The 25664-nt window shown below is 38.3% G+C and carries 25 protein-coding genes and 1 tRNA gene; 22 read left to right on the forward strand and 4 right to left on the reverse strand.

The features are described 5' to 3' along the window. Positions 1–10 precede the first annotated feature (10 nt). The 4 genes from I7X29_RS09690 to I7X29_RS09705 form a co-directional block, all read right to left on the reverse strand. A complete protein-coding gene (locus I7X29_RS09690) occupies positions 11–1015 on the reverse strand; it encodes a hypothetical protein (RefSeq protein WP_198474350.1) in 1005 nt (334 codons plus the stop codon). Further along, positions 1012–1515 (reverse strand): hypothetical protein, encoded by a 504-nt coding sequence (locus I7X29_RS09695; RefSeq protein ID WP_198474352.1) that lies wholly within the window; start codon positions 1513–1515, stop codon positions 1012–1014. The genes I7X29_RS09690 and I7X29_RS09695 overlap by 4 nt, the downstream gene beginning before the upstream one ends. 5 nt (positions 1516–1520) lie before the next feature. Further along, positions 1521–2534, reverse strand: a complete 1014-nt coding sequence (locus tag I7X29_RS09700) for a hypothetical protein (RefSeq protein WP_198474354.1) — start codon at positions 2532–2534, stop codon at positions 1521–1523. Between the two features lie 65 nt (positions 2535–2599). Next, positions 2600–4747 (reverse strand): S46 family peptidase, encoded by a 2148-nt coding sequence (locus tag I7X29_RS09705; protein WP_198474356.1) that lies wholly within the window; start codon positions 4745–4747, stop codon positions 2600–2602. Positions 4748–4881: 134 nt separating this feature from the next. On the opposite strand from I7X29_RS09705, the gene dgt reads away from it, so the two are divergent. The 22 genes from dgt (at position 4882) to I7X29_RS09815 (ending at position 25656) form a co-directional block, all read left to right on the forward strand. Then, positions 4882–6225 carry a dGTP triphosphohydrolase gene (gene dgt / locus I7X29_RS09710; protein ID WP_198474358.1) on the forward strand — a complete coding sequence of 448 codons (1344 nt, stop codon included), beginning with the start codon at positions 4882–4884 and terminating at the stop codon, positions 6223–6225. Between the two features lie 145 nt (positions 6226–6370). Continuing rightward, a tRNA-Asp gene (locus I7X29_RS09715) sits at positions 6371–6444 on the forward strand. A 176-nt stretch (positions 6445–6620) separates the two neighbouring features. Continuing rightward, positions 6621–7409 (forward strand): HAD family hydrolase, encoded by a 789-nt coding sequence (locus I7X29_RS09720; protein ID WP_198474360.1) that lies wholly within the window; start codon positions 6621–6623, stop codon positions 7407–7409. Positions 7410–7427: 18 nt separating this feature from the next. Beyond that, positions 7428–8192 (forward strand): acyl-[acyl-carrier-protein] thioesterase, encoded by a 765-nt coding sequence (locus tag I7X29_RS09725; RefSeq protein ID WP_198474362.1) that lies wholly within the window; start codon positions 7428–7430, stop codon positions 8190–8192. Between the two features lie 15 nt (positions 8193–8207). Then, a complete protein-coding gene (locus I7X29_RS09730; protein WP_198474364.1) occupies positions 8208–9848 on the forward strand; it encodes a right-handed parallel beta-helix repeat-containing protein in 1641 nt (546 codons plus the stop codon). A 26-nt stretch (positions 9849–9874) separates the two neighbouring features. Next, on the forward strand, positions 9875–11386 hold the full coding sequence (locus I7X29_RS09735) for a beta-N-acetylhexosaminidase (RefSeq protein WP_317191532.1): 1512 nt from the start codon (positions 9875–9877) through the stop codon (positions 11384–11386). A gap of 4 nt (positions 11387–11390) precedes the next feature. Beyond that, the gene (locus tag I7X29_RS09740; RefSeq protein WP_198474368.1) at positions 11391–13163 is read left to right on the forward strand and encodes an AMP-dependent synthetase/ligase; all 1773 of its coding nucleotides are present in this window, start codon (positions 11391–11393) and stop codon (positions 13161–13163) included. Further along, positions 13160–14086, forward strand: a complete 927-nt coding sequence (locus I7X29_RS09745; RefSeq protein ID WP_198474370.1) for a bifunctional riboflavin kinase/FAD synthetase — start codon at positions 13160–13162, stop codon at positions 14084–14086. The genes I7X29_RS09740 and I7X29_RS09745 overlap by 4 nt, the downstream gene beginning before the upstream one ends. After that, positions 14049–14489: a deoxycytidylate deaminase gene (locus I7X29_RS09750; protein WP_198474372.1), complete on the forward strand. Its 441-nt coding sequence runs from the start codon at positions 14049–14051 to the stop codon at positions 14487–14489. The genes I7X29_RS09745 and I7X29_RS09750 overlap by 38 nt, the downstream gene beginning before the upstream one ends. Positions 14490–14588: 99 nt before the next feature. Beyond that, a complete protein-coding gene (gene rpsO / locus I7X29_RS09755) occupies positions 14589–14858 on the forward strand; it encodes a 30S ribosomal protein S15 (protein WP_002677173.1) in 270 nt (89 codons plus the stop codon). A 111-nt stretch (positions 14859–14969) separates the two neighbouring features. Further along, positions 14970–17186 carry a polyribonucleotide nucleotidyltransferase gene (locus tag I7X29_RS09760; protein WP_198474374.1) on the forward strand — a complete coding sequence of 739 codons (2217 nt, stop codon included), beginning with the start codon at positions 14970–14972 and terminating at the stop codon, positions 17184–17186. 158 nt (positions 17187–17344) lie between these two features. Beyond that, positions 17345–17758 carry an SRPBCC family protein gene (locus I7X29_RS09765; RefSeq protein WP_198474376.1) on the forward strand — a complete coding sequence of 138 codons (414 nt, stop codon included), beginning with the start codon at positions 17345–17347 and terminating at the stop codon, positions 17756–17758. After that, the gene (locus tag I7X29_RS09770) at positions 17745–18164 is read left to right on the forward strand and encodes an HXXEE domain-containing protein (protein WP_198474378.1); all 420 of its coding nucleotides are present in this window, start codon (positions 17745–17747) and stop codon (positions 18162–18164) included. Before I7X29_RS09765 ends, I7X29_RS09770 begins: the two co-directional genes overlap by 14 nt. A gap of 6 nt (positions 18165–18170) precedes the next feature. Continuing rightward, positions 18171–18965, forward strand: coding sequence for a Fic family protein (locus I7X29_RS09775; protein WP_198474380.1), 795 nt, complete (start codon positions 18171–18173; stop codon positions 18963–18965). A 16-nt stretch (positions 18966–18981) separates the two neighbouring features. Then, positions 18982–19488, forward strand: coding sequence for a sel1 repeat family protein (locus I7X29_RS09780; RefSeq protein WP_198467075.1), 507 nt, complete (start codon positions 18982–18984; stop codon positions 19486–19488). Positions 19489–19660: 172 nt separating this feature from the next. Then, on the forward strand, positions 19661–20032 hold the full coding sequence (locus I7X29_RS09785; RefSeq protein WP_088595329.1) for a DUF4240 domain-containing protein: 372 nt from the start codon (positions 19661–19663) through the stop codon (positions 20030–20032). Between the two features lie 75 nt (positions 20033–20107). Then, positions 20108–21133, forward strand: coding sequence for an endolytic transglycosylase MltG (gene mltG / locus I7X29_RS09790; protein WP_198474382.1), 1026 nt, complete (start codon positions 20108–20110; stop codon positions 21131–21133). An 8-nt stretch (positions 21134–21141) separates the two neighbouring features. Then, positions 21142–21525: a hypothetical protein gene (locus I7X29_RS09795; RefSeq protein ID WP_198474385.1), complete on the forward strand. Its 384-nt coding sequence runs from the start codon at positions 21142–21144 to the stop codon at positions 21523–21525. A gap of 8 nt (positions 21526–21533) precedes the next feature. Next, positions 21534–22073: a hypothetical protein gene (locus tag I7X29_RS09800; protein ID WP_198474387.1), complete on the forward strand. Its 540-nt coding sequence runs from the start codon at positions 21534–21536 to the stop codon at positions 22071–22073. A gap of 46 nt (positions 22074–22119) precedes the next feature. Further along, positions 22120–23055: a phospholipase D-like domain-containing protein gene (locus tag I7X29_RS09805; RefSeq protein WP_198474389.1), complete on the forward strand. Its 936-nt coding sequence runs from the start codon at positions 22120–22122 to the stop codon at positions 23053–23055. A gap of 10 nt (positions 23056–23065) precedes the next feature. After that, on the forward strand, positions 23066–24181 hold the full coding sequence (locus I7X29_RS09810) for a hypothetical protein (RefSeq protein ID WP_198474391.1): 1116 nt from the start codon (positions 23066–23068) through the stop codon (positions 24179–24181). After that, positions 24178–25656, forward strand: coding sequence for a YfcC family protein (locus tag I7X29_RS09815; protein WP_198474393.1), 1479 nt, complete (start codon positions 24178–24180; stop codon positions 25654–25656). Before I7X29_RS09810 ends, I7X29_RS09815 begins: the two co-directional genes overlap by 4 nt. Positions 25657–25664: the final 8 nt, after the last annotated feature.

A 25664-nucleotide genomic window follows, 5' to 3' on the forward strand; every position in this document is an offset into this window, starting at 1 on the left:
ATAATGCTATTTACTGATTTCTAATTCCTATCTTGATATACTTTCGTTGGTCATTAAGTTTAACATCTTTCTTTCCTTTCCAAAAAAGCCCTTCAACATTAAAAGAAGCGTAAATATTTCCATTACTGCTAAAAAACAAAGGTGTTTCTTTTGTGTGATAAGGCATCCAATAATTAATTTCTGTTTGAGCTACCATTTCAATAAGGGGAATACTATCTTTTTGGACATTGTACAAAGATATTTTTGTGTAATTCATATATGTGGGGTTCGTTGTACAAAATAAATACTTGAAATCAGGAGAAAGAAAAGGCTCTTGCCCTAATTTCATTGTTTCTTTAGTATCTTTCTCTATCAAAATAAAAAATCCATATGCTACATCTCCTTGGTATGTTATGTAGGCAAGATAACGTTGTAAAGGTGCTATCCACCATACTTTTTCACAATTACTCCATTCTATATCTTCTTTCTCTACTTCATAAGCTTGATGATTGATGTAAAGCACCCCCTCTTTGTAGGTGAAATTTTTTATTGGAGTTCTGAAATCTACTCTATTTTTCAATTCTTTTTGGTACTCTTGCTTTGGTATGAGTGAAATAGTAAAATAATCAGATAGATTTTTTCCTTCTTTAGATATATCAAATTCATTTTCACCTTCTTCTAACTCCTCAACTGCTTCTAAAATCTCTTTTGTAAGTGGGATTTCGTTATATGTACCCATATTTTCTTTCAGTAAATAACAATCCGTAGGTGATTTTATCTTATAGAAATGCTTTGACTCAGCTTCTAATTCTACAAGCTCTCCTAACTCACACTTTAAGTTGAGTTTAGCAGTTGTATCAGGGGCAGAATAAAGTTCAGTTTTAGGATTTATCACATACAACTCCTTCTGCACTGGCACAAACGTTTCTACCTGCTTTTCCTCTACTATAGCACTTTCCTCTGCCGGCTGTTGCCCTTGAAAGAGGTTACAGCCTGCAAACAATAAGATTGATACATATAGTAGTAAGATTCTCATTTCTTTATATATTTTTTAGTTCCTTTTTCTACTAATATCTCTTTATAAGTTCCACTTTTTGTATAAAAAGTAAAGATTATAGCCGTCATTACATAATCCTTACAACCTTTACAACACTCTTTTATAAGATTATCTCCCAGAATGTCTGCTACAAAAGTATGGTCTCCTTGTTTGAACTCAAAAGCCGTATATTCACGATATAGGAAAAAATCATCAGCATTAGGGTCACAACAATAGCGGTCATATACTTTGCGCTTCATTTCCTTATCAAGATACTTGGCTATATGCTCATTTATAAAAAACTGGCTCCCCTTAAAGCAGTCTTCTTTTATTGAGGCTTTAAATAACTTACGCTCATAGGTTATTTTTTCAATTTCTTCAGTAGGTATCTTCTCATCAAAGCAAATTTGCTCCCCATCTAGAAAAGTAACACAATTGTGCTGACTGTAAACATTTCCTACCCATAAAATCCCTAAAAAGTAAAGTAATAATCTTGCCATAATAACTATTGTTTGATCTTAATTCTTACATACTTACAAGATTTATCTGGCTTATCGTATTGATAACTACCAGAGAGATCCATTGCCACATACAAACACCCGTCTTTGCTAAAGAAAGTAGGTCGTTTTTTATCATTCTCGTATGCTACCCAATAGCGAATTCCTGCTACTGCCACAAGCTCAATTTTAAAAGGTTCTTTACTGAGAACTTTATATAGCGCAATAGCTGTAGGACCTCCCATTTCTGTCTCCCCAAGAGTAATGATATACTTTCCATTGGGCGAAAGGTAAGGATAACTATCTATTTCTGTTTTATGACCTGTTCTTTTGTCTATAAAAAATTTATCCCACGTTTCGTCATAAGTCCCTGCTATAAGGTATTGGTGTATAGGCTTCATATCACCCAAATATTCATATTCTTCCCTATCTGCCTCTGGTTTTAGTGCTGAATCCTTAAACTCAACAAGAGTATCTCTACAAGGTAGTGTTAGAATCCACTTTTCCTTCTTAATAGAAAAAGTATCCTTCACCAAAGGGAAGTATCCATTTTTCTTTGCTTTTTGATATTCTTCGTAAGAAATCAAATCAATCGTAAAATATTTGGAAAGAGTAATCCCTTTTTCTTCTTCTATAGTGCCATCTTCTTGCTTCTTACCTATTAAATAAACATCTTCTAAGCCTTCCTTAAAACGGATATCCTCATAGTTTCCCATATCTTCCTTGCGAAGATACCAATTCCTATTGCTTTTTATCTTATAGAAATGCTCTGATTCTGCTTCTATCTCAAGGAGATCCCCAAAAGAGTTTAATCTGTCTTTAGGTTCACTATGAATATCAGGTTCTGTATATTGCATAGTTTTAGGATTTATCACATACAACTCCTTCTGCACTGGCACAAACACTTCTTCTTGTTGTTGCTTTTCCTCTACTATAGCACTTTCCCCTGCCGGCTGTTGCCCTTGAAAGAGGTTACAACCAGTAGATAATAATACCAAAAAGAATATGATAAAGTGTTTCATTAGTTGTTATTTGTAATTCGTCATTCGTCATTCGTAACTCGTCATTCGTAACTCGTAACTCGTCATTATTTCACCAGTTTCATTTCGTTTAACAGATATCCTGCTCCAGCGTATTTATCTATAATGAAAAGCACATAGCGTATATCTACCATTATGTTGCGACATATTTTAGGATCGTAGTGAATATCACTCATTGTGCCCTCCCATACGCGGTCGAAATTAAGACCAATGAGGTTGCCTTGCGCATCAATAGCAGGACTTCCTGAGTTTCCTCCTGTGGTGTGATTGGTCGCTATAAAGCACACGGGCATTTTGCCATTAACGCCATAAATGCCATAATCTTTTTTCTCGTAGAGTTCACGCAATTTAGCAGGTACATCAAACTCGTAATCGTTCGGTACATATTTTTCCATTACTCCATCTAAATAGGTCATATAATCATAAGTTACAGCATCTAAAGGTGAATAGCCCGCTACCTTGCCATAAGTAACACGCAAGGTGCTATTAGCATCGGGGAAGATGCGGTCTTGAGGTTTAGAAAACTCTAAAATAGCTTTCATATAGGTGCGTTGTAGAGCTGTAATTTCATCATCTAAGTTTTGATAAGTAGGTATTACAGTTTCGTAGAAATGAGAGATGATTTGCTCTACAAACTGCACTCCCACATCGTTTTTGAGGCGTTTTTCAAAAGCGTCGTCAGAAAGATTGAGCACTTTGTCCATTTCGGCTTTAGAGGCTAAAAACGATTCTTTGTAGAGTTTATCAGCCAAAGAGTGTGCGTCAAATTGCTGAAGATTAGGAGATAGCAAGGCTTTAGGCATTGTTTTAGCGTAGTAGTTAATCGCTTGTTCAAACACAGCTTTATCTACATTGAGGTCGTAGTTTTTAAATACAGTTTCAAAGTTGTTTAAAAGGTTTTTCTTGCAATTAGCGAACGATTGAGTGCCTTTTTCGCGTAGTGCATTGCGAAGTTGGAGTATTTTGTAACCATTGGCAATCAGATCGATATTGCGCATAGCGAGTTCCGAGTATAGGTCGGCTGCTAAAGCGTAATCTTGAATTTGAGCGTATTTTTCAGCAAATTGAGGTAGAATATGTCCATATTCAGCAGTTTTACCGCGTTTTTCAACTTCTTTTATGAATTTTTGTTCTTGAGCGCGTTTGATAGCTACAGCGTTCGATTTTTTCAAACCTTGAGTTTCGCCTATCCATTTTTTCCAATAGTTAGCAACACTGGCATATTTAGAGGCATATTTTATTTTAATTTCGGAATTGGAGCGCATAAATGCGTCTTGTGTTTTAAGTACCACATCGCGAATGCCTATTTTAGCAGGGTTGAGTACATTTACAATTTGCTCCACAGCAACTGCTGGGAGGTATTCTTCAGTGCGACCAGGATAACCAAAAACCATTGTAAAATCACCTGCTTTCACACCTTTGAGCGAGATAGGGAAGAAGTATTTAGGGCGATAGGGCACATTGTCTTTGGAGTACTCGGCAGGACGATTGTTCTTATCAGCGTAGACACGGAAGAGAGAAAAATCACCCGTATGGCGAGGCCACACCCAATTATCGGTATCTGAACCGAATTTGCCAATAGCTGAAGGGGGAGCGCCTACCAAACGTACATCTTTAAAGGTTTCAACTACAAAAAGGATATATTGGTTACCCTCATAGAATGCACGAATGCGGTTTTCTTGCCAACTTTCTTTAGGTGAGTTTTGTACCAAAGAGGCTATATTGCGTTCAATTTGGGCATTGCGAAGAGTTTCATCTTTGAGGTTTTGTGTATCGGCAAGTACTTTTTTAGTTACATCTTCAATACGAACGATAAAAGTAACTTCTAAATTCTTGTTAGGCAACTCTTCCGATAGGTTTTTAGCCCAAAAACCATCTGTGAGATAATCATTTTGTACCGAAGAATGTGCTTGTATTTGTCCGTAACCACAATGGTGATTGGTGAGCAGAAGTCCCTGATTAGAAATCATTTCAGCAGTACACCCCCCATTGAAGTGGGGCACAGCATCTTTCAAACTCGATTTGTTGATGTTATAAATATCGCTTACCGACATTTTCATTCCTAAGGATTTCATTTCCTTGGCATTCATACCTTCAAGAAGAGAAGGAATCCACATACCACCTTGCTGAGCTGTTAAGGTAAGAGGTAAGAGATAAGAGATAAGAAGTAGTAGAATGAGGTTAATTTTTCTCATAGTGTTGATTTAATTAAAGTGCAAATATAGGGAATATTTTTCTAATAAATAACTAATTGACAAATTATTTGTACTTTTGCCGATTGAACACTACACGTATTATTTTTTAATTGTCAATCGTTAATCAAAAAAATATGATTTGGGAAAAATTACTTTCGTTGAATAAATATGGCGATACAACACCACGACCTCGCCTCAAAGAGGACGAAACACGTCTCAGCTTTGATATGGACTACGATCGTGTGGTCTTTTCAAGTGCTTTTCGCAGTTTGCAGGACAAAACACAAGTAATTCCGCTTTCTAAAACAGGTTTTGTGCATACTCGCCTCACTCACAGTATAGAGGTGTCGGTAGTAGGACGTAGTTTAGGGCGTGCCGTGGGGAAACATTTGCTCACCAAATACCCTCATTTGCGCGAATTAGGCTATCAAACTAATGATTTTGGGGCTATTATTGCAGCGGCAGCCGTAGCTCACGATATTGGCAACCCACCTTTTGGGCATAGTGGCGAAAAGGCAATAGGCGAGTTCTTTCAGTTTAAAAAAGGAACAGCCATCAAGCACTTGCTTACCGATGCCGAGTATGCCGATTTGTGTAATTTCGAGGGGAATGCCAATGGTTTTAGGATTCTCAACGAAACGCGCTTAGGAGTAGAGGGTGGTTTGCGCCTTACGTATGCTACCTTGGGAGCTTTTACTAAATATCCTAAAGAATCATTGCCCATACGCCCAACCAATAGAATAGCTGATAAAAAGTATGGATTCTTTCAAGGCGATAAAGTTTTCTTCAAAGAAGTAGCAGATACTTTAGGACTCAAATCAAATAGTGAAGCTGGTGAATTGCGTTATGCGCGCCATCCGTTGGCTTTCTTGGTAGAGGCTGCCGATGATATTTGCTATACTATTATCGATTTTGAAGATGGTATCAACTTGGGGCTCATCAGCGAAGAAGTAGCTTTAGAATACTTGGGAGCGATTATTGATAATCGTATCAACACTCAAAAATACAGCAAGTTGCAAACAAAAGAAGAGCGCATTGCCTATTTACGTGCGGTCTCCATCGGAGCATTGGTGCAAGATGCTACCGATATTTTCTTACAAAACGAAGAGACTATCCTCGCTGGCAATTTTCATCAATCCTTATTATACAATAGTAAATACCGTCACCAAATCACCGATGTAATCGATTGCAGTGTAGAACACATCTATCAATCGGATGAAGTAGTAGAGAAAGAAGTATCGGGTTATGTGATTTTACAGCATCTATTAGACATCTTTTTTACAGCAATTATCAATCGTGAGAATGGACGAGAAACCTCATTTGATAAACTTTTGCTCAAAAAACTACCTGAAAAATACCGCAAAGAGGGGACGATATACGACAAAGTGATGGGTATTACCTGCTATGTAGCGAGCCTTACCGATAGCAATGCACTCGAATTGCACTTAAAAACTGCCAGTCGCACCTCAAATATGTGATAATACAAAACGTTCATTATCAGTAATATTTGAAAAAAGTTTTAAAAAAAATAAAAAAAAGTCTCCAAAAAATTTGCAGGTATTGAAAATAGTTGTACTTTTGCAACCGCAATGAAGAAATGAATTGCACAATTTATTGATAAATGGTCTGGTAGTTCAGCTGGTTAGAATACATGCCTGTCACGCATGGGGTCGCGGGTTCGAGTCCCGTCCAGACCGCTTCATAAGATTTAGTTGTGTTGTTTTGTGTAAATATTTTTACACGGGTTTATAGTAAACCAATGAAAGCTTTCCTTTCTCCAAGGAGAGCTTTTCTTATTTTAACATCAATACATCAAAAATTAGCAAATTAGAAAATTGAAAAACAGCCGGTGCGGATCGCACCAAATTATAATATGATCAAGCTCATTGTTTCCGACATAGATGGTACTTTGGTGAATAACCAAAAGGAAATCCCTAATAGTTTTTGGGATGTGTTCAAAACTATTGAACAGAAAGGTATTCTTTTTTGTGCAGCAAGTGGCAGACAGTTGCAGAGTTTGCACGAACTCTTTGCGCCTATCAAAGAGCGCATTGCCTATGCTCCCGATAATGGCGCATCGCTCATCTATCAGGGAAAAACGCTTTTTGAGCGACCTATCGCTTTTACTTCTTTCTTTCCTATCTTGCGCACTTGTAACGAAATTCAGCAGATAGGCGTAGCCCTTTGCGGCAAGAAGAGTGCTTATATAAAAACCGATGATGAGTGGATTTTTGATGAGATTGCTCGTCATTATCCTGCTCATACTCGTGTAACCGATTTTGTAGCTATCGATGACGAAATTTTTAAAATAACCGTCTGTGACAGAGGTATTTCTCGCCTCAATTCCTTTCAGTATCTTAAAAAATATGCTAATGAGTTTAATGTAGTGGTATCGGGTGAGATATGGCTGGATATCACGGGTAAAGATGTGAATAAAGGTGATGCTATTGCGCACTTGCAATCACAACTGAACATCACTCCTGATGAAACTGTAGTATTTGGCGACCATTTAAACGATGTAGAGCTCATTCAGCGCGCTACTTATAGTTATGCAATGCTCAATGCGCAAGAGGAACTCAAAGCACTTGCAAACTATGTAACCGAATATGACAACAATCACGCAGGTGTAGTGCGTACCCTCGAAAAATTATTGCAATCATAAACCTAAAAATATATTACAATGGACTACAATAAAACAATTTTCACCGAAACCTATAAAGTGCGTAGCACTCAAGTGAATTTAAACAATCAGTTAGGACTATATGGGCTATTAGGAATGCTCCAAGATATCGCTGCCGAGCACGCTGCTTATTTAGGATTCGGTTACAAACAATTAGTGCAAAAAGGATTCTTCTGGGCACTAATTCAGCAAAAACTCAAAATGAACTACTGGCCTCAATGGAATGAACGTATCACTGTGAAAACTTGGTCATTACCAGTACAAGGGGTCTATGCTTTCCGCGAGTTTGAACTCTATTACAACGACCAAAAAATAGGCGAATGTGCTAGCACTTGGATTACAATGGACATAGCCACCCGCCGCCCTATAGAACTTACTGAACAACAAGAAATTTTCCACCCGCGTACCGATGGAGGTCTTAATTTTCGCACTGAACGCATTGCGTTACCTGATGATATGCAACAAGTTAATCAATTCAAGGTACGTGTGAGTGACCTTGATATGAATGCTCACGTGAACAATGTGAAATACACTCAGTGGGCATTGGATATGATGACTGAACGCAACCACCGTGAGTTTACAATCAAAGAGTACGATATCAACTTCCTTTCCGAAACTTTTATGGGCGATGAAATGCAAGGATTTAAGAGCAAAGGTAGATATTTAGACGATGCTCATAATTTAGTAGAACTTTATCACTATGCTCAAAAAATTGGGGCTTCTAAACCTGCTTTTATCTCGCATTGGATAGCTGAAAGAATTTAAAACAAAACAATAAATATGAAACCAGCTATTATTATCACCCTCACTGCCTTGCTTTTAGGCTCTTGCCAAAGCGTACATTATCTTCCTACAACAACTCATTATACTCTCAATCAAACAGTTGATAAAGAGTTGTACATCTCCAATCACGACCAAACTAACCCTAAAAAAGTGGCGTTCTACTACGAAAATCTGCACAATGTAGTCATTGATGGAAAGGGGCAAAAATTAGTGTTTCACGGTACGATTTTGCCTTTTGTAGTGAAAAACTGTAGCAATCTCACCCTTCGCAACTTCTCAATAGATTTTGCAACACCTTACCTCAGACAGTTACAAATTACCGAAGTAGATAGCTTGCACAATAGTGTAAAGGCGCAACTCTACCCTCAAGGAAACTACAAAATTGAGAATGAAAAACTCTACTTCATAGGTGAAGATTATCAGGAAATGCCTTTTGGAGGAATGGTTTTCTCCCCAGATAAACACTTAGCCTACCGCCGTGCTGATGTTCCTTTTTCACCTACCAAAATAGTTGAACTTGCTCCTAACGAATTTTATATAGAGGGAATGGGCAAATCGCCTTTTCTACAAGTAGGCGAGCGCTTTGTGTTGCGCACTTATTCCCGACCTACACCTGCTATTTTTGTAACCGAAAGCAAAAATATAACTCTTGAGAATATCACAGTACACAATGTGCAAGGGATGGGACTATTGGCTCAACTCACTGAAAATATGACTCTTGATAAGTTTCGAGTAGCAATAGAGGAGAGGAGTGAACGTTTTTTCACTACTCAAGCCGATGCTACCCATTTTTCAGCTTGTAAAGGAAAAATACGCTCAGTAAATGGTTTGTATGAAGGTATGGCTGATGATGCTATCAATGTACACGGCACTTACTTGAAAGTCATTACTCGTGAGAATGATTATACTATCAAAGCGCAATATATGCACCCTCAATCGTGGGGATTTCTTTGGGGAGAAGTGGGTGACCAAGTGCAATTTGTCGCTGCTAAAACAATGGAAACTATAGGTGATAAAACTTATAAAATTTACCAAATAAAATCTGTTGATAAACCTACTGAAGTAGGAGCTAAAATATTTGAAATCACTTTTGATAAGCCTTTACCTGCTGAGGTAACCCCCGATACGCCTTGTGGGGTAGAAAATCTTACTTGTACGCCTAAAGTGCTTTTTAAAAACAACATAGTGCGCAACAATCGGGCACGAGGGGCACTTTTTAGTACCCCTAAAAAAGTAGTATGCAGTAACAATCTATTCGATCATACTCACGGGGCAGCAATCTTGCTCTGTGGTGATTGCAATGGTTGGTACGAAACGGGCGCTTGTCGTAATGTGAGTATCAAAAACAATCGTTTTATAAATGCACTTACTGCCAATTATCAGTTTACGAATGCTATTATCTCTATCTACCCCGAAATCCCTAATTTAGAGGCACAACAAAAATATTTTCACTCTAATATACGCATTGAAAACAACCTCTTTGAAACTTTTGACGAACCTATTCTTTATGCTAAATCAGTAGAAAATCTTATCTATCGCAATAATAAGATTATCAAAAATGAGGACTTCAAACCCTTTCATTGGAATAAAGAACGCTTTAAGTTGGAACGTGCTAAAAATGTAAAGATACAGGATTAGAGAATTAGAAAATTAACAAATCTATTATTATGAAACTATATTATATACTACTGCTTTTAGCTTTTCCTCTTTCAGCACAAATAAATGTAGTGCCACAGCCTAATGAAGTGCATTACTATAAAGGCAGTTGTAAGGTGAATACCCCCATTACTTATATAACAGAACCTACTATTGCCAATCCTGAAGGTTATCAGTTAGTTATTCAACCTCGAAAAATAACGATTAAGTACAGCGCTGAAGCCGGAAAGTACTATGCAACACAAACGCTTAAACAATTGATATTTCAGGCAAAAAAAGAATACAAAGAATCCTTGCCTTGTCTCACCATTACCGATGCCCCTCGTTTTGCTTATCGCGCCCTAATGGTAGACCCCGCGCGTCACTATTGGAAAATAGAGGATTTGAAAAAGTATATCGATGTGATGTCGCAATACAAATTCAACTACTTACATTTGCATCTGAACGACGACCAAGGCTGGCGCATAGAGATTAAAAAATATCCCAAGCTGACAGAAATAGGGGCTAAGCGAACAGATTTTGAAGGAAGCAAGCGCAATAATGAAGGCTTTTATACCCAAGAAGAAATGAAAGACTTGGTGCGGTATGCTTTAGAGCGTAATGTACAACTCATCCCTGAGTTTGATGTGCCAGGACATAATGATGCTGCAGTGGCTGCCTATCCATTTCTCAGTTGTAACGATACGATTATAGGGGTGCGCACTACTGCTGGGGTTTCTAAGAATTTGTTATGTGTATCCAAAGAAGAAGTTTTTACTTTTATAGATGATGTCATCAGCGAGTTATCAGAGGTATTCCCTTGTAAATATTTTCATATAGGTGGCGATGAAGCTCCTTTGGATAAATGGCTTGAAAATCCGAAAGTGCAACAGCTTAAGAAAGAATTACAAACTACTAATGACCAGCAACTGATGAGTGAGTTTTTCAAAAGGGTAAATGAGTTCTTAGTAAAAAATGGCAAGCAACCTCTCATTTGGATGGAACTCGAAGTGCCTACTTATCCTCAAAATAGTGTAATGTATTTGTGGCGGATGCACACGACCCCTCAGGTATTAGAACGCGCTAAAAAAGATAACTTCAAAGTAATATGTTCACCGGGAGAGTATGCTTATTTTGATTATCCTCAAGCTAAAGACGATTTACCTAATGTAGACTGGATGCCTACCCTCACGCTACAACAAGTATATGAATTTAACCCCGCTTTTTCTCTCACTCCACAAGAAGAAAAACAATACATTTTAGGGGTAGAAGCTACCTTATGGGGCGAAAGTGTAAAAGACCTTTTTAGAGCTTTTTATATGACCTATCCGCGTGCCCTCGCCCTCTCCGAAGTAGGTTGGACAAAAATGCAACAGCGTTCTTGGAAGTCGTTTACCAATAGGTTAGAAGGTCAATTGAGTTATTTATTGCAACAAGGAGTCAATTACAGACCTCCTGTGGAGTTATCTCCTTTTTTTCGTAATTCGTATTTCGTATTTCGTAATTATTTATTACTTTTGCCCTCTGTAACAAAAATTTAAACCAATGAATACCGTAAATCGTTTATTCGATATACCTTATTATCAACAATCTAAACACCCTTTAGAGGTCGCTTTTGCTACCAAATACAACGGTGAGTGGGCAAAAACCTCTACTGCCGAATATATCCAAAAAGCGAATACCGTAAGCCGAGGCTTATTGCGCTTAGGCATTGAAAAAAATGATAAAATAGCGGTCATTTCAAGCACTAATCGCACCGAATGGCACGTGCTCGACATCGGGATTTTACAAGTAGGCGCACAGAATGTACCTATCTATCCCACAATCAACTTAGAGGATTTTGAGTATATCCTCAACCATTCGGAATGTAAATACTGTGTTGTTTCCGATAAAGAACTATGGAAAAAAATCTCTTCTATCCAAGATAAATTACCTCATCTAAAAACTATCTTTACCTTCAACGAAGTACCTTATGCTCACCATTGGCAAGAAATCCTCGATTTAGGCGCCGATGAGAGTAATCAATCTGAAGTGGAAACACGCAAAGATAGTATTCAAAAAGACGATTTAGCAACTATCATCTACACTTCCGGCACTACCAGCCGCCCAAAAGGGGTAATGCTCTCTCATTGGAATATCATCTCTAACATACTGAACTGCCAAGACCGTTTGCCTATTAGTGAAGGCTCTACAGCGCTCAGCTTTTTGCCTGTGTGCCACGTGTTTGAACGTATGCTCACCTACTTGTATCAGTACGATTGCCTAAATGTTTATTTTGCCGAATCTCTCGATAAAATCAGTGATAACTTACGCGAAGTAAAACCGCATATCATTACAGTAGTACCCCGACTCATAGAGAAGATTTACGACAAAATCTTCGCAAAAGGGGCAGAACTTAAAGGGATTAAACGCAAACTCTTCTTTTGGGCACTCAATTTGGGCTTTCAATACGAACCTTATGGCGCTAATGGTGCTTGGTATGAGTTCAAACTGAAAATTGCACGCAAACTCATCTTTAGCAAATGGCGCGAAGCCTTAGGTGGACGCATACAAATGATTGTCTCTGGTAGCGCTGCCCTCTCACCGCGTTTGGCTAAGGTGTTCTCTGCCGCAGGACTCAAAATTATGGAAGGTTATGGTCTTACCGAAACCGCTCCCGTTATTGCAGTAAACCGCGAATCGGGAAGATTCTGGAAAATAGGCACCGTAGGGAAACCTATTGTGAATATAGATGTAAAAATTGCCGAAGACGGTGAAATACTTGTGAAAGGAGAAAACGTAATGTTAGGCTACTATAAAGACCCTGAGCAAACAGCTGAAAACATCACCGATGGATTCTTCCACACGGGCGATATAGGCGAGCTTGACGCTGATGGCTTCCTTAAAATCACCGACCGCAAGAAGGAAATCTTTAAAACTTCAGGCGGTAAGTACGTATCACCTCAGCTAATAGAAAACCAATTGAAACTCTCTCGTTTCATCGAGAATGCAATGGTAGTAGGCGAAGGTGAAAAGATGCCTGCTGCTATTATTCAGCTCAACTTCCCATTTGTAAAAGAATGGGCACGCCGCCACAAAGTACAATTAGGTAAAACCAACGAAGAGATTATACAAAATCAAGCCGTTCACAATCGTATTGCCCAAGAAGTCGAAAAAGTAAACAGCCATCTCGGCAAGTGGGAACAAGTAAAACTTTTTGATTTCACCCCCGATGAATGGACAATAGATGGTGGTCACCTCACCCCTACCCTCAAACTTAAACGACGCGTGATTAAAGAAAAATATATAGACATTTACAACAAGTTCTACAACAAGTGAGAGAAATAACCGATATTACTACTTTTACTACCCAGCAGCCTACGGTGCTCACCATAGGTACATTTGATGGTGTGCATTTAGGACATCAAAAAATTGTTGAAAGAGTTGTAACAACCGCACACCAAGAAGGGCTTTTGGCTACTGTATTCACTTTTTTCCCGCATCCGCGAATGGTAGTGCAACACGACAAAGGCTTAAAACTCATTCACACTTTGGAAGAGAAAAAGCAACTACTCCAGCAATTAGGGGTCGATTTGCTCGTCGTGCAACCTTTTAATGAGGCTTTTGCCCAACTTACTGCCGAAGAGTTCGTAAGTACTATCTTAGTACAACGCCTCAATGTGAAAAAGGTGATTATCGGTTACGACCACCGTTTTGGGCGCAATCGCACAGCCAATATAGACGATATGCGTTTATTTGGTGAAAAGTATGGATTTGCTGTAGAAGAAATATCGGTGCAAGAAGTAGATGAAGTATCAGTGAGCTCCACCAAAATCAGAGAAGCGTTGAATAAAGGCGATGTTACCACTGCCGAGCATTACCTCGGGACTCCTTACAGCCTCACAGGCACGGTAGTACACGGACTCAAATTGGGGCGCACCTTAGGCTACCCTACTGCTAATATACAAGTAACCGAAGACTACAAACTCATTCCCAAAGATGGCGTATATGCCGTGTATAGCTACATTGGCGGTCGTAAAGTCTATGGAATGATGAGCATTGGCAAGAACCCTACTATCAAAGGAAAAGGAGCGTCTATCGAGGTGTATTTCTTTGACTTCAACGGCGACCTTTACGACCAAAAACTCACCATTGAGTTTGTACAATACCTACGTGAAGAACAGAAATTCGATACTATCGACCTCCTTAAAAAACAATTACAAGATGACGAAACAGCAGCGCGCAAAGCAATTGCGGTATGACAAAGCCTATATGCGTATGGCAATGGAATGGGCTAAACTCTCCTATTCACAACGCAAGCAAGTAGGTGCTATAATGGTAAAAGACCGTATGATTATTTCTGACGGTTACAATGGTACGCCCACTGGTTTTGATAACTGTTGCGAAGATGAGGATGGCAATACTCATTGGTATGTATTGCACGCCGAAGCCAATGCAATAATGAAAGTCGCCTCATCTACCCAATCGTCAGAAGGAGCAACGCTCTATATCACAATGTCACCTTGCAAAGAGTGCAGTAAGCTCATCTATCAATCGGGTATCAAGCGCGTGGTGTATAAGGAAGGCTATCGCGACAACGAGGGCTTAGCTTTCCTCGAAAAAGCAGGCGTAGAACTCGTCCACTTAGAAGATGTAAGTGAATAAAAAATAAAAATAAGTGCTATTTCTTTGGTAGTTAGAAAATATTTACTACCTTTGCGCCCGAAAAAATTTGTACATAATAATCATTAAATTAATATTGGAATGTATTTAACTAAAGAAGTAAAAGCGGAAATTTTTAAAAAGTACGCAGGTTCAGAAACCAACACTGGTTCAGCAGAAGGGCAAATCGCTCTTTTTACCCTTAGAATCAATCACCTTACAGAACACTTAAAGGTAAATCGCAAAGATTTCAATACCGAGCGTTCATTGGTGAAATTGGTAGGTAAACGCAGAAGTTTGCTCGATTATTTGAAAAATAACGATATCGAGAGATACCGTGCGATTATCAAAGAACTAAACATCAGAAAATAAGCAATACTAAGGAGGCTTTGTGCCTCCTTTTGTTTATTACAGCAGTTTTTCATTGGTTAATCCCTAAAGCCCTCAACACAACAATTATTAATTTATTAATTCACAAAAAGAATGATTCCAGAAGTTAAAAAAGAAATCATCGATTTAGGCGATGGTCGTACCATCTCTATCGAAACTGGCAAGTTGGCTAAACAAGCCGACGGCGCTGTTGTGGTGCAAATGGGCAATGCGATGCTATTGGCAACCGTAGTATCGGCTAAAGAAATCAATCCTGAAACTGACTTTTTACCTCTTACAGTAGACTATCGTGAGAAGTTTGCAGCGGCAGGTCGTTTCCCTGGGGGCTTCTTCAAACGCGAAGCACGCCCTAGCGATCAAGAAATCTTGACAATGCGCTTAGTTGACCGCGTATTGCGCCCGCTATTCCCCAAAGATTATCACGCTGAAACACAAGTGATGATCCAGCTTATCTCTCACGATGAGAATGTAATGCCCGATGCTTTAGCAGGTCTTGCTGCTTCCGCTTGTTTGGCTGTGTCTGACATTCCGTTCGATGGTCCTATTTCCGAAGTACGCGTAGGTCGTGTGAACGGTCAATTTATCGTAAACCCAAGTCGTGAACAATTAGAAGCTTCTGACATCGATATTATGGTAGGTGCTTCTAAAGACTTTGTGGCAATGGTAGAAGGTGAAATGGACGAGGTTAGCGAAAAAGATATGGCTGAAGCTATCAAATTTGCACACGAAGCTATCAAACCTCATATCGAAGCGCAATTGCGTTTGGCTGAAAAAGTAGGTAAAACTGAAAAACGCACCTACGAGCCTGAAGTAGAAAACGAAGAAGTAAAAGCAAAAGTATACGATTTTGCCTATAATAAATGTTATGCTATAGCCAAAGAAAACACTACTAAACAAGAACGCGGTGAAAAGTTCGCCGCAGTAAAAGAAGAGTGTTTGGCGCTCTTTACTGAAGAGGAATTAGAAGAGCTTACTCCTATCATCACTCGTTATTTCGGAGATGCTGAAAAAGAAGCTGTTCGTAACCTTATCTTAAACGAAAATATCCGTTTAGATGGTCGTAATACTACCCAAATACGTCCTATCTGGTGCGAAGTAGGCTACTTGCCATCTGCTCACGGTTCATCTATCTTTACACGTGGTGAAACCCAATCACTTACTACTGTTACCTTGGGAACTTCACGCGAAGCAAACGTAATTGATTTGCCTTCAGAACAAGGTGAAGAACGTTTCTACTTGCATTACAACTTCCCTCCTTTCTCTACTGGTGAAGCTCGTCCGTTACGCGGAACATCACGTCGTGAGATAGGTCACGGTAACTTGGCACAACGCGCCCTCAAACGTATGATCCCTGAGGATTGCCCTTATACCGTTCGTGTAGTTTCTGAGATTTTGGAATCTAATGGTTCATCTTCAATGGCAACTGTGTGCGCAGGTACTTTAGCCTTGATGGATGCAGGGGTACAAATGGTAAAACCTGTTTCTGGTATAGCTATGGGACTCATCACCGATGGCGAACGTTATGCAGTACTTTCCGATATCTTAGGTGATGAAGACCACTTAGGTGATATGGACTTCAAAGTAACCGGTACAGCCGATGGTATTACCGCTTGCCAAATGGACATCAAAATTAAAGGTCTTTCTTACGAAATACTCGAAAAAGCTTTGAACCAAGCCCGCGAAGGACGTATGTACATCTTAGGCAAAATCACCGATACGATTGCAAAACCTAACCCTACTGTGAAACCTCACGCACCTAAAATTGTTAAGATGGATATGCCTAAGGAATACATCGGAGCATTTATCGGTACGGGTGGTAAGAACATTCAAGATTTGCAAGCGCGCACAAATACTACTATTGTGGTAGAAGAAGTGGGCGAATTGGGCATCATAGAAATCTTAGGTACCGACGAAGCTGGTATTCAAGAAGCTATTGAGGCAGTAAACGCAGTGAAATTTGAACCTGTAGAAGGAGAAACTTACACTGTAAAAGTAGTGCGCTTGGTAGAATTTGGGGCTTTTGTAGAGTTTGTTCCTGGTAAAGACTCTTTGCTCCACATCTCTGAAGTATCTTGGGATAGAATCGACAAAATAGAAGATGCTCTTAAAGAAGGTGATATCATAGAAGTGAAATACCTTGGCATCGACCCTAAAACCAAGAAAACAAGAGTATCACGCAAAGCCTTGTTGCCACGTCCACCACGCGAAGAGCGCCCTGACCGCCCAAAATCAGATAAACCTTACAACGGTAAACCTCGCAACGACCGCCCTAAAGGACACAATAATAACCAAAAACCACGTCAAGAATAGCAAAAAACTTTGTCAAAGTCTCAAAATTTAACAAAGCCTATCATAGAATTTTTGTATTCATAATATTTTTTAAACCGAAGATTTGGTACTTTTATAGTATAAAGTTTTCGGTTTTTCTTTTTTTTAGTATCTTTGCCTTCAGATAAAAGATTTCAAAAATGAAACCCTTTCTAATTTCAATAATAACTGATGTGATTGATGCACCTGTAGCATTGGTATATAATATTGTTACTGATAATAAGAACTTTCAGTGGCGAAAGGAAGTGGAAAACATTGAGTTATTAGAAGACGGTTTTATTGAATATTATAAAGGTGGGGGACACACGTTTTTTAAGAATATTCAGAAGAAAGAAAATGAGTATTATGCCTTTACAATGCAACACAAACTATTCTATGGAGAATGGGAAGGAAAGTTTGAATCGTATAACGGAGGTACTAAAGTTTGCTTTCAAGAGAAAATACATATCAAAAACTTCTTTTTAAGACTCATAGCGTCTCTCTTTTGGAATTTAAAACGGATACAACAAAACTATATTACCGCATTAAAAGCAGAAGTATATGGAAAGCAATAGATACATACATTTGTGGTTACCCATAATGGGACTACACGCTTTGCATCAAGTAGAAGAGAGTATTTCATTCTGGCAATGGTATATTGACTTTGTAGATAAGATACCCCAATGGTTGCAACTCCCCAGAATTGCTGAGAATGCTCATTTAGCTAATGAACACCCTGAATATTTTATAGGAGCTTCTATAGGACAACTCACTTTGGTAGCGGTCATTGCTTTTTTATGTCGAAAGAGCGAAAAAGCTACAAGAATTGCTCTTAGCTCATACCTCGCAGGATTGACTTTCTTCTTAGTATGGCATATCTTGGTAAGCTATTTCACCCATTCTTATTCTCCCGTAATGGTAACCTGCCTCATAGGGGTTTATCTCATTCCAAAATGGGGGTATATGTTGTTTAAAAGATAGAACCCAATGACTATTTCAGAAATTATACAAACTTACAGAGCACTTGGTTTAGAATCCTCGTTGAATTATAATGAGTTCAACAAGATTCTTATTACCAGTCACTCTACCCGTATAGAAGGCTCTACTTTAACTTTAAACGAAACTCGCGTACTGATTGAAGAAGGCAACACTCCTAATGGTAAGCCTCTATTGTTTGCCAATCAAACCAAAGATCATTATGAGGCATTGAATTTTGTACTAAAAGAAGCTACACAACAACGACTTCTATCAGTAGCTTTTATTCAGGAAATAGCTGCCAAAGTTATGAAAACTACAGGAGAAGTGCTTACTAATGCCTTAGGTACTGTAGATGCCAGCAAAGGCGAATTGCGTAAGGTGAGAGTAACCGCAGGAGGAGTATCGTTTATGAGTTTTGAAAAAGTACCAGCTGCGTTAGAGCAGTTAGTAAAAAAACTAAATGACCTACTCCCTGAGCAAACTACCGAAGAAACTCAATTAGCACTGTCATTTTATGCTCATTATGAGTTAGTGAACATTCTCCCTTTTCTCGATGGCAATGGCAGAACCTCACGCCTGCTGATGAACTTTATTCAGCAGTGGTATGGTCTGCCTTTGGGTATTGTATTTGCAGAAGATAAAGCTGCTTATTACGAAGCTTTGAACTCTGTGCGAACAAACGAAAACTTTGAGACATATAATGCTTTTATGTTCAGTCAGTATACTAAACATTTACAAAATGAGATTGCTAAAGAAAAGGAATTTCGAGAAAAAGAAGACAAAATCATAGAATGGAAATTTTAAAATAGAAATACAGAAAATGAAAAGATGTATATTGTTATTGTTATTGTTTTTTGTGGGAGTAGCATCCTATGCACAAACCAATAAAGAAGAAGCTGCAAAGTTAAAGAAAATACTTAAAGCTAATCATCCTAAAGATATGTACAAATACGCCGAATATCTGTTAATAAACAAACCTAATGGTTTTGAAAAAGATTTAGAAACAGCTATTGATTTATATAAAAAAGCTGCTGAGCAGGATTATATACCTGCCCTGATGGCTTTAGCCGATTTTTGTGTTACCTCTGATAATTTAGACCAAGTGTACTTAGGTTTTAAATATTTAATGGAGGCTTGTGATAATCTATACCCTACTGCTTGTGAGATATTAGGCAGGATAGATTATAAGGAACTTAAAGAAAAAGGCATTACTACTGAGTTTAGAAACTGGCTTTGGAACGAATTTGAAAATGCTAAAGACCCTTATTTAAGACCTAATAGGTATAAAGCCTTACGAGATTCGTATAGGAAAGCTCTTGCAGAGTAAACTATGAGTTATTCAATTAGCAAGATATGAAAAAAATCAATAAACTATATGAGCAATGGCAAGCTCTGCAACCTTTGAGTGAGAACAAACAACACTTGCTCTGCTAATATATGGTGCTATGGTGGATAACTCATCACTTTTTGAAGTCTCTCCTCAACAAAATAGAAAATATATGAACAATACAGATAAAGAACAATGGTTTTGGAATATTATAGCTAATGCTAAAGAAGATAGAGAGCTATTGCGAACTATTCTTATGGAATTTAGCAAGGATAATATCGTTGCATTTCAAGAAATTTTTGTAGATTTAGCAGCTGAATTGCAATGTGAACCCTTTACCGATTATATCGAAGAATCTGAAGATGGTGTGGAAGATGTGTCACATTGGGTAGTGAGCAAAGGTAGAACATATTATGAGAAAATACTCAAACATCCTGAGCTAATACCCTATAGTATAAAAGGGAACGATAGTGATACTATTCTTTATGGAATTGCCGATGAAGTATGTTTAGACAAATATAATGATGTAACAGGTATTTATTGATAATAGGTTCAACTCTTGATTTGTGATTTTAGATAATAATAGATAAAAAAGATAACGACAAATAGAAAAACAACTATGAAAAAATGGATTATAGGAGCGGTTATAGCCGCTGTAGCCGTAGTAGGCTTCTTTATTTATCGCGCTGTATTGGTAGGCAATACAGCTTTTCAAACCCAAGAAGAAATAGTATATATCCCTACAGGAGCTGATTTTAGCGAGGTATTACACCTGATAAGTCCGCTACTGAAAGACCCTACCTCTTTTACTCAAGTAGCCAAACGTATGGGCTATGCCGATAAAGTGAAAGCAGGTAAATACATCATCAAAAAAGGGGCTACCAATATAGATATCGTACGCACACTTCGCAATCGCAATACTCCTGTAAAACTCAAATTCAACAATCAGGAGCGATTAGAAGACTTTGCTGGGCGCATTGCTGCTCAAATAGAACCCGATAGCGCTACTCTAATGCGTGCTTTCTTAAACCCTAACTTCCTCAAAGAAAACGGTTTCACCGATGCTACTGCATTGGCGATGTACATTCCTAATACCTATGAGTTTTATTGGAATACCTCGGCAGAAGAATTTCGCGACCGTATGCTCAAAGAGTATGAGCGTTTTTGGACGCCTGAACGCAAAGCTCAAGCCCAAAAGCAAGACCTTACACCTATAGGAGTCAGTATATTGGCTTCTATCGTACAAAAAGAAACTGCTAAAGTTGATGAGCGTCCGCGCATTGCTGGGGTTTACCTCAACCGCTTGCATAGCAATATGATGCTACAAGCCGACCCTACTGCTATTTTTGGTTACAAAAACCATCTGGGAGACTACACACTCGTTATCAAACGCGTTACAGGACTGCATACAAGTTTGGAAAATCCTTATAATACCTATCAAAATTACGGTTTGCCTATAGGTCTCATCACAATGCCCGATATTTCGTCTATCGAGGCGGTACTCAACCCCGAACAACACGATTATTTCTTCTTTGCTGCCGATACCGAAAATTTTGGTTATCACAAGTTCTCACGCACCTTTTTGCAACACTCTCAAGAAGCTAAAAAATATCACAAATGGGCTGATGAAAAAGGCGTTAAATAAAAATAATTATGAAACAGAAATTACGCAAATTAGTTCATAAAGGTCAAGAGTATTTATATCGTGTAAATACTGCTTACAACACTAAAGGAGATAATACCTCATTACTTTCTGTGCGTATTTTCTTAAGTGGAGAGAAAAATACGCCCTTGTGTATTGATTTTATTACCATTGAAGATGAGTTTATGGGACAACCCCTCAATGGCAATATCAATTTGTTGAATAAAAATACACAAACCGAGGATAATATCAACCTTAATGAACCTAAATATATCCCCAAACTTATTGATTGGGCAGAAACACAAGGCTGGACAAGCAGCAACAAAACATCTTCTTTAAACGGTTTACTTTTTTTGCAATCATTGGGTTATGATACCTCTCCTTTACAAAAATAAGACAAATAATGATACAAAAAGCCTTCCCCTCTTATTTACACAAAGATGCTACTAAAATTGCAGATTTTCTACAGCAAAATGACCCTAAGAATTTTAAAACCATAGGAACGGAAGTTGTTTGCCTCAATGGGGAAGTTTTAGAGTTACCTCAAAGAGTCTATTTTGGGGAGTTCAACACTCAAAACCTGACTTTAGTTCAAGAACAAATGCTTAATTGCTTGTATTTATGTCATAGTAATGGTCATTTAAGAGAGTATTATCTAAGAGAATTATTAGCAGTAAAAGAAGATTTTGTCTTGCCCTTTATAGCCAAACTTTTTGGTGATTATGTCATAGAAATAGTAGAAGTGCTTCACCGTGAACTTCCTAATAACACTCGCTCCCTACTAAAAGACTTCTTCAATAAAAACCCACGCTTCAAACTTCGTATAGAAAGCCGAATTACAAGTTATTGGGATTGTTTCTATAAAAATACACACCCCAATTTCAAAAAATATATAGGATATAAATTATTCCAATCAATCATTAACAACCAACAAATTTGCTAATTTGCTAATTAACCATTACCTTTGCCTCATAATAAAAAAATATACTATGGATTTTTTAACAGGAAAACCGCTATCCGACACTATTTACGACACTCTTTTTAAGGCAGAAAAGGAGCTTATCATCATTTCACCTTATATTCAGTTAGGTGATTACCTCAAAGATAATATCTTTAAACAGCTTTTAAACAACTCCAAACTGCATATACTTATTGGGTTTGGAAAAACTTCTTCCAACGGAGATGATAACTTTAAGCGTGAAGATATTGAGTACTTCTTGAACTTCCCGAATATCACAATGGTGTATATTCCACAGTTACACGGACAATATTATGCTAACGAGAAACAATCGGTGATTACCTCTATGAACTTGCTGGATTACTCGCTGGAAAACAAAGTAGAGTTTGGCGTACTTGCCGAAAAAGCCCTCACCGACCTTGTGAACAAAAACAACTTCTTCGAGACTTCCAAAAATACCATTATGAGTGTACTCGACAGTGGTTACACTGTCTTTGCCAAACGCCCTAACTACAACAAGAAGTTTTTAGGTTTGGCAAAAGATTACGTAGGCTCTACCGTACATTTGGATTTAGTAAATGATGTATTGTCTAACAGAGCCGTAAAACCTATACGTTACTCTTCTTTTGTACCCGAAAACTATACAAATACCGATAACAGACTGCCTATAGAACCTGAACCTACTCCTGAAAAAACAGTACAAGAGGAAGCGCCACAAGCTACTCCACAAGAAACAGTACAACCCATTGCTCAAGCTGCTTCACAAGAAAAAAAAGGACATTGTATTCATTGTCATACCGAGATTCCCTTTAACCCATTGATGCCTTTATGCGAGAGCTGTTATCAAGAGTGGGCGAAGTACGGCAATCGTTTTTATGAGGAAAAATACTGTCATTGTTGTGGTGAAGAGAAAAAAGTAACCGTAGCAACGCCTTTGTGTTATAGTTGTTATGCCAAACAATCGTAAAATAAAAGAAATGACCTCACTCATTACTCAAAAAGACCAAATCATTGCGCAAATGCGTGCAGAACTCTCAACAACTATTGAGGAAGACCGTTACTATACTGAAGAAAATATAACCGATTGTAACACATATTTGGAGGCTTTCTTGGCTAAATTAGAAAAAGCTGACCAAGCCACTGATAAACAGTCCTACCTCGCAGAAGCTATACAAACCCTCTGCGAGCAGCTCTCTACTTTTAATAACCCAGAGGAAGAAGAAATGCCTGAATTCCTTTGGGGATTTTTGTATCTTGGCTATACCAAAGAACTTACTGATTTTATTCGTGAAGCAGCCTTGGCGTATGGCTTTAAGCCTATCCCTACAGTAATAGATTTGTATTATTGCAGGGTAGAAATAGGTGGTTTTGATTGGTTTTCAGTAGTATTAGGAGGTATAGAAGAGGAAAACTTTGCGTGTTTGGATTATGATCCTGATACACATCAATTCTATTATGACGAAAACCCTTATGGTGATCCTTATCCCCTACCTCTTTACAATGTACAAGTAAAACCTGACTATAGTGAACTATCTTTCGAAGTGCTTTCAAGCGATAAACTTCAACACCTCTGCTTCTTGGCACAATATCCATCGGATAAGGTGTGGATTAAAACTATTTACGATTTGCATACTAAGCAAGTACTCTTACATAGACGAGAAAAACACTGGAGTAGTATTACATTTGCAACAGAAAAGGGAAAGCTGTATGACTTAGATGCTACTCAATATGATAACGAAGGGCATATAATTCCCTCTGCTGAAGAAGGTGGTGGTTTTAGTGTATTTACTACGGGAATCAATGAAGAGAATAAACTACAAAGTCGTTATGAAATTGCCGATACAAAGATTCTATTTGAAAAAACATTCTTTACCAATCCCCGTGAAGAAGAATGGCGACTTTATGAACTTCAGCATATTGCTATACAAAATGGAGTAGTAACCATTACTTCTACTGATGTAGTTAGAACACGTGACGAAAATTGGCAACTAATAACAGGAACTATCACTCCTATAAGTCTCAGTTACGAACTGAAAAACAGCGATTTTGTATTACACTTCATTGAAGAAGTAATCAATGTAGCAAACCAATGAAAAAATTAAAATTCCCTACTCCCTATACGGTACTAATGCTGGTAATTATTTTAGCTGCCAGCCTTACTTTTTTATTGCCTTCAGGAACTTATAACACTTTACAATATAACAAAGCTAACGATTCTTTTATAATTCACACTTCCGATAGTATTTATGTGCTACCTGCTACACAAGAACAGCTCAATCATCTGGGTATCAATATTCAGTTGAGCAAATTCAAAGAGGAGAAAATACGCAAACCTATCTCAATTCCCAATACGTATGTACAGAGCAAACCACATCATCAAGGCGTTAAATCCGTGCTCTTTGCCCCTATCAAAGGGATTTACGACACTATTGATATTATATTGTTCGTGTTAGTATTAGGGGGCTTTATAGGGGTTTTCAACAGTTCGGGAGCTCTAAATATGGGAGTTGGTTATTTGGCGCACAAACTCAAAGGGCGTGAGGGGCTCCTCATCATTCTGCTCACTACACTTTTAGCATTAGGAGGAACATCTTTTGGCTTAGCCGAAGAAACTTTTGTATTCTACCCTATGATAGTTCCTATTTTTTTGGCAGCAGGCTACGACCTAATGGTACCGTTGGCTGTAATCTACATAGGTGCTAACATAGGTACATTGGCATCAACTACCAATCCATTTGCAGTGATTATCGCTTCCGATGCCGCTGGAGTAGATTGGACATCAGGATTGAGTATTCGCATCATAGCTTTGGTTTTATGTATTGTGATAAGCATTATTTATATTATCCACTACGCCGAAAAAGTACGCAAACATCCCGAAAAATCAATTGTATATGGAGTAGCCATCCCCGAAATATACGCTTCTAACAGCTCCGAACCTACCACTTCACTCAAACTTTCTACCAAAATAGAGCTCTTAGTATTTGCACTCTCATTTGTAATTATGATCATAGGCGTATCGCAGTGGGAATGGGATTTTATGGATATGACTGCACTCTTTTTGGTAGCAGCCATTGCTATTGCATTGTTGCAACGCTGTAGTGAACAGCAATTTATTACTCAATTTATGGCAGGAGCTCGTGATTTATTGGGCGTTGCTTTTATCATTGGGATAGCCAGAGGAGTATCGTTTATATTGAATGACGGACAAATATCAGGTACTATTTTGCATTACGCTACCGACCTTGTACAAGGAATGTCGCCAATGGTCTTTCTGCCAATGTTAATGCTTATTTTTGGGCTACTCAGTTTGTTTATAGCTTCCTCCTCAGGAATGGCAGTGCTGACGATGCCTATTATAGGCTCATTGGCTTCGGTTGTGGGAGTAGAAGGTCACAGTGTGGTGAGTGCCTACCTTTTTGGAATGGGGATAATGGCTTTTATCACCCCTACCGGACTGATATTGCCTTCATTGGCAATGGTAAATATCAACTACAAACAGTGGTTGCGTTTCATCTCGCCATTAGCACTCATTCTTATAGTAGTACTCACTATTTTATTATGGATTTAAAAATACAA

It is taken from the genome of Capnocytophaga periodontitidis (assembly GCF_016126015.1).
Taxonomy (GTDB): domain Bacteria; phylum Bacteroidota; class Bacteroidia; order Flavobacteriales; family Flavobacteriaceae; genus Capnocytophaga; species Capnocytophaga periodontitidis.

Coding starts and splice junctions, on each gene's coding strand:
- I7X29_RS09695 (WP_198474352.1), bottom strand. CDS start 1,515: ATGGCAAGATTATTACTTTACTTTTTAGGGATTTTATGGGTAGGAAAT.
- I7X29_RS09810 (WP_198474391.1), top strand. CDS start 23,066: ATGACCTCACTCATTACTCAAAAAGACCAAATCATTGCGCAAATGCGT.
- I7X29_RS09780 (WP_198467075.1), top strand. CDS start 18,982: ATGAAAAGATGTATATTGTTATTGTTATTGTTTTTTGTGGGAGTAGCA.
- I7X29_RS09765 (WP_198474376.1), top strand. CDS start 17,345: ATGAAACCCTTTCTAATTTCAATAATAACTGATGTGATTGATGCACCT.
- I7X29_RS09730 (WP_198474364.1), top strand. CDS start 8,208: ATGAAACCAGCTATTATTATCACCCTCACTGCCTTGCTTTTAGGCTCT.
- I7X29_RS09740 (WP_198474368.1), top strand. CDS start 11,391: ATGAATACCGTAAATCGTTTATTCGATATACCTTATTATCAACAATCT.
- I7X29_RS09785 (WP_088595329.1), top strand. CDS start 19,661: ATGAACAATACAGATAAAGAACAATGGTTTTGGAATATTATAGCTAAT.
- I7X29_RS09750 (WP_198474372.1), top strand. CDS start 14,049: ATGACGAAACAGCAGCGCGCAAAGCAATTGCGGTATGACAAAGCCTAT.
- I7X29_RS09775 (WP_198474380.1), top strand. CDS start 18,171: ATGACTATTTCAGAAATTATACAAACTTACAGAGCACTTGGTTTAGAA.
- mltG (WP_198474382.1), top strand. CDS start 20,108: ATGAAAAAATGGATTATAGGAGCGGTTATAGCCGCTGTAGCCGTAGTA.
- I7X29_RS09815 (WP_198474393.1), top strand. CDS start 24,178: ATGAAAAAATTAAAATTCCCTACTCCCTATACGGTACTAATGCTGGTA.
- I7X29_RS09795 (WP_198474385.1), top strand. CDS start 21,142: ATGAAACAGAAATTACGCAAATTAGTTCATAAAGGTCAAGAGTATTTA.
- I7X29_RS09725 (WP_198474362.1), top strand. CDS start 7,428: ATGGACTACAATAAAACAATTTTCACCGAAACCTATAAAGTGCGTAGC.
- I7X29_RS09760 (WP_198474374.1), top strand. CDS start 14,970: ATGATTCCAGAAGTTAAAAAAGAAATCATCGATTTAGGCGATGGTCGT.
- I7X29_RS09770 (WP_198474378.1), top strand. CDS start 17,745: ATGGAAAGCAATAGATACATACATTTGTGGTTACCCATAATGGGACTA.
- I7X29_RS09720 (WP_198474360.1), top strand. CDS start 6,621: ATGATCAAGCTCATTGTTTCCGACATAGATGGTACTTTGGTGAATAAC.
- I7X29_RS09800 (WP_198474387.1), top strand. CDS start 21,534: ATGATACAAAAAGCCTTCCCCTCTTATTTACACAAAGATGCTACTAAA.
- I7X29_RS09705 (WP_198474356.1), bottom strand. CDS start 4,747: ATGAGAAAAATTAACCTCATTCTACTACTTCTTATCTCTTATCTCTTA.
- rpsO (WP_002677173.1), top strand. CDS start 14,589: ATGTATTTAACTAAAGAAGTAAAAGCGGAAATTTTTAAAAAGTACGCA.
- I7X29_RS09805 (WP_198474389.1), top strand. CDS start 22,120: ATGGATTTTTTAACAGGAAAACCGCTATCCGACACTATTTACGACACT.
- I7X29_RS09690 (WP_198474350.1), bottom strand. CDS start 1,015: ATGAGAATCTTACTACTATATGTATCAATCTTATTGTTTGCAGGCTGT.
- I7X29_RS09700 (WP_198474354.1), bottom strand. CDS start 2,534: ATGAAACACTTTATCATATTCTTTTTGGTATTATTATCTACTGGTTGT.
- dgt (WP_198474358.1), top strand. CDS start 4,882: ATGATTTGGGAAAAATTACTTTCGTTGAATAAATATGGCGATACAACA.